The 8,581-nt window shown below is 70.9% G+C and carries 9 protein-coding genes; 2 read left to right on the forward strand and 7 right to left on the reverse strand.

Features of this window, described 5'->3' with window-relative positions; translation table 11 throughout:
• Nucleotides 1-27: 27 nt before the first annotated feature.
• The 4 genes from FNH08_RS37220 to FNH08_RS37235 all read right to left on the reverse strand — a co-directional run bounded on the left by FNH08_RS37220 (nucleotide 28) and on the right by FNH08_RS37235 (nucleotide 3,512).
• Nucleotides 28-243 carry an I78 family peptidase inhibitor gene (locus FNH08_RS37220; RefSeq protein WP_152775944.1) on the reverse strand — a complete coding sequence of 72 codons (216 nt, stop codon included), beginning with the start codon at nucleotides 241-243 and terminating at the stop codon, nucleotides 28-30.
• 217 nt (nucleotides 244-460) lie between these two features.
• Nucleotides 461-1,291 carry a hypothetical protein gene (locus tag FNH08_RS37225; RefSeq protein WP_407704526.1) on the reverse strand — a complete coding sequence of 277 codons (831 nt, stop codon included), beginning with the start codon at nucleotides 1,289-1,291 and terminating at the stop codon, nucleotides 461-463.
• Nucleotides 1,288-2,550: a glycosyltransferase family 4 protein gene (locus tag FNH08_RS37230; protein ID WP_152775945.1), complete on the reverse strand. Its 1,263-nt coding sequence runs from the start codon at nucleotides 2,548-2,550 to the stop codon at nucleotides 1,288-1,290. Before FNH08_RS37230 ends, FNH08_RS37225 begins: the two co-directional genes overlap by 4 nt.
• Before the next feature lie 296 nt (nucleotides 2,551-2,846).
• On the reverse strand, nucleotides 2,847-3,512 hold the full coding sequence (locus FNH08_RS37235) for a LysM peptidoglycan-binding domain-containing protein (protein WP_152775946.1): 666 nt from the start codon (nucleotides 3,510-3,512) through the stop codon (nucleotides 2,847-2,849).
• A 548-nt stretch (nucleotides 3,513-4,060) separates the two neighbouring features.
• Here FNH08_RS37235 and FNH08_RS37240 point away from each other — a divergent pair.
• Both FNH08_RS37240 and FNH08_RS37245 read left to right on the forward strand, forming a co-directional pair.
• Nucleotides 4,061-4,849: a hypothetical protein gene (locus tag FNH08_RS37240; RefSeq protein ID WP_322726114.1), complete on the forward strand. Its 789-nt coding sequence runs from the start codon at nucleotides 4,061-4,063 to the stop codon at nucleotides 4,847-4,849.
• A gap of 197 nt (nucleotides 4,850-5,046) precedes the next feature.
• Nucleotides 5,047-5,475 (forward strand): hypothetical protein, encoded by a 429-nt coding sequence (locus FNH08_RS37245; RefSeq protein ID WP_322726115.1) that lies wholly within the window; start codon nucleotides 5,047-5,049, stop codon nucleotides 5,473-5,475.
• 90 nt (nucleotides 5,476-5,565) lie between these two features.
• On the opposite strand, the gene der is transcribed toward FNH08_RS37245, so the two are convergent.
• From der to cmk, 3 genes are all read right to left on the reverse strand, one after another.
• Nucleotides 5,566-7,038, reverse strand: a complete 1,473-nt coding sequence (der, locus tag FNH08_RS37250) for a ribosome biogenesis GTPase Der (RefSeq protein WP_152775948.1) — start codon at nucleotides 7,036-7,038, stop codon at nucleotides 5,566-5,568.
• A 75-nt stretch (nucleotides 7,039-7,113) separates the two neighbouring features.
• Nucleotides 7,114-7,761, reverse strand: a complete 648-nt coding sequence (locus FNH08_RS37255; protein ID WP_322726116.1) for a lysophospholipid acyltransferase family protein — start codon at nucleotides 7,759-7,761, stop codon at nucleotides 7,114-7,116.
• Nucleotides 7,758-8,435: a (d)CMP kinase gene (gene cmk, locus FNH08_RS37260; protein ID WP_322726117.1), complete on the reverse strand. Its 678-nt coding sequence runs from the start codon at nucleotides 8,433-8,435 to the stop codon at nucleotides 7,758-7,760. The genes FNH08_RS37255 and cmk overlap by 4 nt, the downstream gene beginning before the upstream one ends.
• Nucleotides 8,436-8,581: the final 146 nt, after the last annotated feature.

An 8,581-nucleotide genomic window follows, 5' to 3' on the forward strand; every position in this document is an offset into this window, starting at 1 on the left:
TCCCTGAGGAGCCGGGCCTTCGCCGTCTCAGCCCTTCCAGCAGCGCGTCACACGGCCGTCCCTGACCTCGAAGTTCAGCCGGCCCACGCGGTACTCCATGGTGATGATCGCGCCCGGCGGCAGCGACCGGACCGTGGACCAGCCGTGCTCCCGGGCGCGGCGCTCGGCACTGCTCGCCTCTAGGCCGACGTAGGCGTCCGGACTGTCGTGGGGCTCCGGTGGCGGAGTGGGAATGGGTGCCATGACGCCACGTTAGGTCACTGTCCCCCGGCGGTCACACCTGTGTCACAAGATCACGACACGCGTTTCGGCCGAACGAGGTCACACGTACGAGCGGTTCCATACGGGTGACGCCCGCTGTCGTACGTAATTCCCGGCCACCTCGAATAGCACTTCGAAAAGCGTGTCGCCCATGCGTTCCCGGGAATTCGGCACCCACAGCCAATACACGCCGCCCGTGTCACTCGACCGCGGCCACCTTCACCGCGAGGTCGTTGTCGCCCGTGTAGTACGGCCCCGCCATGACCGGGCCGTGCTCGGTCTCCAGGGTCACCTTGGGGTAGGTGAAGATCGGCTTCTTGTCGGCGACGTCGTCGAGGAGACGTGCGATCCGTACCCGGGACCCGTTCTCCCCGTACGGCCGGAGCCACAGGTCCCACAGGCCGGGGCGGAGGGCGTCGTACGGCACGGTGAAGCGGAACTCGGAACGGTCGGTGGTGAGGCCGGCACGCACCACGGAGGCCTGCGCCTTCCTGGCCACCAGCTCGACGTACGCGTCCTCAGCCAGCTCGGTGCCGTACGCCCGCGCCCGGACGCTCAGCTCGTCCTGGCCGACGTGGAGCTCGCCCGCCTCCGCGTGCGGGGCGCGCAGCCAGCTGCGGACCGTGAGGTTGCCGAGCTTCGTCGCGTACGGGATGCGGGCCGCGACACGGCCGTGGGAGCCGCCGGGCACGCGGTCCACGAGGGCGCGCAGGTCGTTGACGCCGGGCACCAGACGGTACGGCTCGTCGTCGGCCACCTGGACGTACACGTCCCAGCGCCCCTCGGGGAGCTCGACGCTGCTGGGCAGTGCGGCCCTGAGGCGGCCGTCGGCGGCCGGGGTGAGCGGCAGGCGCACCTCCTGCTCGCCGTCGCGCCTCCTCAGAAGGAGATGGGCGGGCCCGGACTCGCCCCGGTCGGCGACGTCGAAGGTGAGGCCGCCCGCGGAGTCGGCGACACAGTCGGCACGCGGACCCGTGACGGGTTCCTCGTCGGAGTGCTGGTGCGCCGCGGGCGGGGCCAGCGTCATCATGCGGTGCGTCCCTTCCTGAGAGCGGTGCGTCCGGCGTCCCGGACGGCGTACGCGCCACCGAGCAGGGCTCCCCGGGTGCGGTGCAGCGAGCCGCGCATGCGGCCGCCCAGCGAGGGCCCGCCGCGGACGAGCAGTCCGGAGAAGAGCGACACGTGGTGCTCGGCGATGCGGGACGGGTCGAAGCGCTCGGAGTCCTTGAGTGCCGCGTGCGCCATCTGCTGCCGCAGCTCGTCGTTGTTGATCAGTTCGAGCAGGCCCCCGGCGATGGCGTCGACGTTGCCGACCTCGACGAGACGCCCGTCGACGCCGTCGTCGATGATCTCGCCGGGTCCGTGCGGGCAGTCGGTGGAGACGACGGGCAGGCCACAGCGCATGGCCTCGACGATCGTCATGCCGAACGACTCCATCTTGGAGGTGACGGCGGCGATGGAGCCCTTGGCCCACTCCGGCTCGATGGGGTTGGCCGGACCCATGAGGTAGACGTGGTTGTAGAGACCCAACTGGTCGATCAGGCCGCGGAGCTTGTCCTTCTGCTTGCCGCCCCCGTAGATCCTCAGGCGCCAGTCGGGCCGCTGCGCGCGCACCGCGTCGAAGGCCTTGATGAGCAGGTCGTACCGCTTGACGGGCGCCAGCCGTCCGGCCGCGACGACCCACTTGCCGGAGCCGTCCGCGGGGTCGATGCCCGGCTGGGGCACCGGGTTGGGCACGGCCCGCACCTGGACGCCGGGCAACCGCATCTTGTCGCGGTACGCGCGGGCGTCGGCCTCCGTGGTCGTGGTGAGCGCGTCGAGGCGCGGGTAGACGCCGCGCAGCGTGGCGCGCAGGGCCTTGGAGTGGGTGTCGAGCGTGAGGTGCTCCTGGCCGACACGGACGGGCCCGCGGCGGGTCTCCCGGGCCAGGTGCACGTTCAGGCCGGGCCGTGTGCCGACGACCACGTCGGCCTCGACCGCGGCGAGATGCTCGGCGATGCGCCGGTCCGTGAGGGCGCTGTACTGCTCGTAACGGACCTCCCCACGAGGGAAGACCCGCGCGGGGCGGCCCAGATCCGGGTCCCCGGCGTCGGCGCCGCCCGGGCGGACGTCGACGAGGTGACGCACGCGGACCCGGGGGTCGGGCGTGAAGACCGGCTCGTCACGGTGGCGGAAGACCGAGACGATCTCGACGTCGTGCTGCTCGGCGAGGGTGTTCGCAAGGTTGTACGTGGTCCGGATCGTCCCCCCGATGCCGTACGCGTTGTGTATCAGGAAAGAGATGTGCATACGTCCCCCGAACCCCCTGTATTCCCGGTCTCATCCGCCTACCTGATGGGTTGGACCCGGAACCCCCGGACTTGGTTGGGCTTCATCACCGACTTGTTCCGCAACAGTTGCCCGATTGGTAGCCAATGAGTGGAACCCTCCGGCCGTGTCGTGCATCAGGGCACGTAACGGGCCGCGTCATGGTGCGTACGCCAAGTCGGGGAGCGGGACATCACCCGGCTCCGGCCGCTGACGCCGAAGGTCCCGCCCGGTCGGCGTGCCGGGCGGGACCTCGTATCCAGGGTTGGGGAGTCGGCTCAGACGTCGAGCCGCTGCCCGGGCACGATCACATCGGGATCACCGCCGATGACGGCCTTGTTCGCGGCGTGGATCCGCTCCCATGTGGTCCCGTGCCGGGCGGCGATGGAGCTGAGCGTGTCACCGCTGCGCACGGTGTAGTCGCCGCCGCGGGACGTGCCGCGGCCGGTGTGGCCCGAGGCACGCGTCGGCGTCTTCGACGGCTTGGCGGTCGGGGCCGACTTGGTGGACCGTCCCGACGCCGAGCCGGTGGACGGCGCGGCGGGCGCGCCGCCTGACGCCCCGGCACGGGCCGAACAGGTGGGCCAGGCACCCCACCCCTGGGCACGCTGGACCTTCGTGGCGACCGCGATCTGCTGGCCCTTGGATGCCTGGTCGGCGGTGGCCGCGTAGGCCGTACCGCCGTACGCGCGCCAGGTGGAGGCGGAGAACTGCAGTCCGCCGTAGTAGCCGTTGCCGGTGTTGATGTGCCAGTTCCCGCCGCTCTCGCACTGGGCGATGCGGTCCCACACTCCGCTGTCCGCCGCGGCGGCGCTGCCGCCGGCGGCCAGGAGGCCCAACGGGGCGAGCAGTGCCGCCCCGGCGAGCACCGCCGTCGTACGTGTCGTACGTGTCGTACGCGTCTTACGGGTGTCGTCGTGGGTGTTGTCGGCACATGCGGACATGTAGTTCCCTCTCACGGGACCCGGGGTCCCCCAAGGCGGCCTACGACGCCCGGCGCACGGGACGCGGTCGTCGTACTCCGCCCCGTCCGCCGACGGTGGTGCCGTGGAGCTGTGGAGCTGTCTGTGGTGCGGTCGGCGGACGACCCGAGCGGTGCTCGTTGCACTCGGCGGAGGAATGTAGAGAGCCTCGGGGCCCGTAATCAACCAACTCCTTGTCGTTCGAGGCCAGTTCGCCGTTACCGCGAGTATCGTCCATTTTCGGCCACCCACTTCATTCCCTGATTTCAGGATTTGTCGACCAGAGGCACAGGTGATCTGTGACCCACTTCACCGTCGTAACTTCCTTGGAAATCAGAGAACTTGTCGTGGAGTAACCGGTTCCGCCCGCGGATTCACGCTGCGCTTCGGATGGTTCGATTCCGTTCGCTCCCGGGCGTGACTCCGGCCACAGATCGCCCGTTGTCTTCTTCATGAGCCGGGAACCACCCGCGCTCATGGGCCGGGAGCCACCCGGCTGTCGCCCCGCATCACATCCCGAGGAGCCACCCGTGCCGCGCATGCTCGACGTCAGCGACGACGTACGCGCCGAGATCGGCGACGAAGAAGCAGACCGGCTGCTCGCCGGAGAGAACGCCCCCGGCAGCTATGACTGCACGTCCTGCCGCACTCCGGGCGACTCCGAGCAGGAGCGCACCAGCACCGTCCTGTTCATCGGCGACGAGACCGCTGTCCTCGCCTTCGCACACGCCACCTGCCTGCCGTCGCAGGTCGTCCAGGTCACCGAGGAGCAGCTGCAGGGCGCGGTCCGGTCGATCGCGGCCGACGGCGGCTCCACCAGGGCCGTGCCCGAGCAGGCCGTCGCCGAGCAGGCCGTGCTCGGCGTCACCAGCGGGCTCCTCCTGGTCAACGGTGAGTTGCACCCGGCGCTCGTCGTCGAGCCGACGGCCCCCATCGCCCGCCCCGGCACGACCACCGCGGGGGACGACTTCCTGCCGCTGCTCATCGAGCAGGGATTCATGCCGCTGACCGAGATCGACTCGGTTCCGCCGGTGCTGCACGGCTGGTCCGTGCTGCTCGCCATGGGCCAGCTGCACGCCATCCTCCAGCCGGGCCCCGCGGGCGGCCAGCCGGTCGCCTGGTGGCAGGCCCACCAGGCGCTGCAGGTCGCGGACAGCTGGCGCGCGGCTGCCAACAAGCACCAGCAGGTGTTGCTGTTCGCGGCCCCGGTGGGCTCGATCGGCCGCCAGCCCCGTGAGGACCTGCTGCGCGGTGCCCTCGACAAGGCCGCGGCGAACGGGAAGCTGGTGGCGGCGACGCTGCCGCTCGCCGGAACGTGAGCGCTCCGCTTCGGGTGCCGTGATTCGCGCAGTTCCCCGCGCCCCTGTCAGGAGCGCCGTGAAGAGTGCGCTTGTTGGGTGCGTGCGGGTTCGTTGTGGTTGATCGCGCAGTTCCCCGCGCCCCTGTCGGGGCGCGGGGGACACTGAATTGGCCGTATCGACCGCATCTCATGGGCGGCGGGGTCGTTGGCACGGACGTGCACGCATACGACGTTCCCCGCCGCCATGCCTACCAGTCGAGTCCGTCCTTGCGGCCGGCTCAGGACCCCTCGGCCACGCCGATCTACGACGCGCTCTACGCGGAGTGGGTCAAGTCCTACCGGGCGCTGCCCGGCGACCGTCACGGCGAGGAGGATCTGGGGTTCCAGGCCTTCTTCGCCAACTCCCCGCACAGCACCGGCCCGTACGGTGCGTACCAGTCGGGGACGTACACCGGCCGCCACAGCGCGGCCCCGCACGCGACCGGCCACTTCGCCCCCCAGCAGAGCACCCGGCAGGAGACGCAGCAGGGCTCCTCCGCCCCCATGACGTCGGTGTGGCAGCCGGTCGGACGGATGCCCACCGGGCACACCGGCATGCACCACATCCCGGCCGCACTGCCGCCGGGCCCACGCCGAGGGCACTGACGCACGAGGAGGGCGGCTTCCTCAAGAACTCCCGGATCGCCCGGGGACCTTGAGGAGGCCGCCCTCCTCGTGCGTCGTCGTTACGTCACATCACTTCTTCCTGCCGCGCTTCTCGCGCACCCGCACCGAGATATGGATCGGCGTCCCCTCGAAGCCGAACTCCTCGCGCAGCCGCCGCTCGATGAAGCGCCGGTAGCCGGCCTCGATGAAGCCCGAGGCGAAGAGCACGAACCGCGGCGGCTTGGTCCCCGCCTGCGTGCCGAAGAGGATGCGCGGCTGCTTGCCGCCCCGGATCGGGTGCGGGTGGGCCGCGACCAGCTCACCGAGGAAGGCGTTGAGGCGGCCCGTGGGAACGCGGGTCTCCCAGCCCGCGAGCGCCGTCTCGATCGCCGGGACGAGCTTCTCCATGTGCCGCCCCGTGCGCGCCGAGACGTTGACCCGGGGCGCCCACGCGACCTGGCCGAACTCCGTCTCGATCTCGCGCTCCAGGTAGTAGCGGCGCTCCTCGTCGAGGTTGTCCCACTTGTTGTAGGCGATGACCATCGCGCGCCCGGCCTCGACGGCCATCGTCACGATGCGCTGGTCCTGGACCGAGATGGACTCGGAGGCGTCGATCAGGATGACCGCGACCTCGGCCTTCTCCACGGCGGCGGCCGTACGCAGCGAGGCGTAGTAGTCGGCGCCCTGCTGGAGGTGGACGCGCTTGCGGATGCCCGCCGTGTCGACGAACTTCCAGGTGACGCCGCCGAGTTCGATCATCTCGTCGACCGGGTCACGGGTGGTGCCCGCGAGTTCGTTGACGACGACGCGCTCCTCGCCCGCCACCTTGTTCAGCAGCGAGGACTTGCCGACGTTCGGGCGGCCGATGAGCGCGATACGGCGCGGGCCGCCGATTCCGGTGCCGAACGTCTGCGCGGGCGCCTCGGGCAGCGCCTCCAGGACGGCGTCCAGCATGTCGCCGGTGCCGCGGCCGTGCAGCGCGGACACGGGGTGCGGCTCACCGAGACCCAGGGACCACAGGTACGTCGCGTCGGCCTCGCCGCTCGGGCCGTCGACCTTGTTGGCGCACAGCACGACCGGCTTGCCGGCCTTGCGGAGCAGCCGTACGACGGCCTCGTCGGTGTCCGTGGCGCCGACCTTGGCGTCGACCACGAACACGACCGCGTCGGCCGCCTCGATCGCGAACTCGGCCTGGGCGGCGACGGAGGCGTCGATGCCCATGACGTCCTGCTCCCAGCCGCCGGTGTCGACGACCTTGAAGCGGCGGCCCGACCACTCGGCCTCGTACGTGACGCGGTCGCGGGTGACGCCCGGCTTGTCCTCCACGACCGCCTCACGGCGGCCGATGATGCGGTTCACCAGAGTCGACTTGCCGACGTTCGGGCGGCCGACGACGGCGAGGACGGGCAGCGGGCCGTGCCCGGCCTCCTCGATGGCGCCCCCGACGTCCTGGAGGTCGAAGCCCTCTTCCGCGGCGAGCTCCATGAACTCCGCGTACTCGGCGTCGCCAAGCTCTCCGTGCTCGTGCTCGCCCGAGCTGTCGGAGGGGATGTGGTCGTTCATGAAGTCGGTACCTCGTTCATCGTGGTGATCGGTGGAACGCCCCGGGTTTCGGGTGATCCACTACTCAAGTGTGGTTCAGCGGCCGGTGAGTCGCCTGGAGTTTTCCAGGTGCGCGGCGAGCTCCTTCTGGATGCGCTCGGTCGCCTCGTCGAGCGCCTTGCGCGTACGCCGCCCGCTGCCGTCGCCCGCCTCGAACGGGTCGCCGAAGACGACGTCGACCCGGTGGCGCAGCGGCGGCAGCCCTCGTATCAACCGTCCCCGCTTCTCGGAACTTCCCAGTACCGCGACCGGCACGATCGGGGCGCCGCCGCGGACCGCGAAGTACGCGAGCCCGGCGCGCAGGGAGGCGAAGTCGCCCTCGCCACGGGTGCCCTCGGGGAAGATACCGAGGACACCGCCGTTCTCCAGGACGCCGAGCGCCCGGGTGATGGCCGTGCGGTCGGCGGTCGAACGGTCCACCTCCAGCTGGCCGACGGCGTGCATGAAGGAGCCGAGCGGGCCGACGAACGCCTCCTTCTTGACCAGGAAGTGCGACGCCCGGGGCGCCACGCCGATGACCATCGGGCCGTCGATGTTGTGCGAGTGGTTGACGGCGAGGATCACCGGGCCGGTCGCGGGCACCTTCCAGGCGCCGAGCACGCGCGGCTTCCACAGCCCGTACATCAGGCCGACGCCGATCCGGCGGCCGACCTCGGCTCCGCGCTCCGAAGGTGCGTTGGTCACTTCCCGGCCTGCTTCTCCTCGACGAGGGTGACCACGCACTCGATGACCTGCTGGAGCGTGAGGTCGGAGGTGTCCACCTCGACCGCGTCGCCCGCCTTCGCCAGCGGCGAGGTCTTGCGACTGGAGTCGGCGGCGTCGCGCTTGAGCAGGGCCTCGCGGGTGGTGTGGAGGTCGGCGCCCTTGAGCTCACCGCTGCGGCGGGCGGCCCGGGCCTCCGGCGAGGCGGTGAGGAAGATCTTCAGGTCGGCGTCGGGCAGCACGGTGGTGCCGATGTCACGGCCCTCGACGACGATGCCGTTCTCCGCGGCCGCGGCGATCGACCGCTGGAGCTCGGTGATCCGGGCGCGCACCTCGGGCACCGCGCTGACCGCGCTGACCTTGGAGGTGACCTCCTGCGTACGGATCGGGCCGGCGACGTCGGTTCCGTCCACGCTGATGCCCGGCGCGGACGGGTCGGTCCCGGAGACGATCTCCGGCTTCCCGGCCACGGCGGCGATCGCGGTCGGGTCGTCCGTGTCGATCCCGTTGTTCACCATCCACCACGTGATCGCCCGGTACTGGGCGCCGGTGTCCAGGTAGCTCAGCCCGAGCTGCGCGGCAACGGCCTTCGAGGTGCTCGACTTGCCCGTGCCGGAGGGGCCGTCGATGGCGACAATCACTGCGGCGCGTTCCACTGTGGGGGCACCTTTCCTGGTCCGGGGTGGTGGTGTGGGGCGGAAGACGCCCCGGACAAGGGTACTGGGTGCACGTAGCCCATCTGGCCGTACCCGGGGGGGCGAAGATCCAGCCCCTCCGGCGTTTGAGGAGCGGGGTCCGGGGC

This window comes from Streptomyces spongiae (assembly GCF_009377185.1).
Taxonomy (GTDB): domain Bacteria; phylum Actinomycetota; class Actinomycetes; order Streptomycetales; family Streptomycetaceae; genus Streptomyces; species Streptomyces spongiae.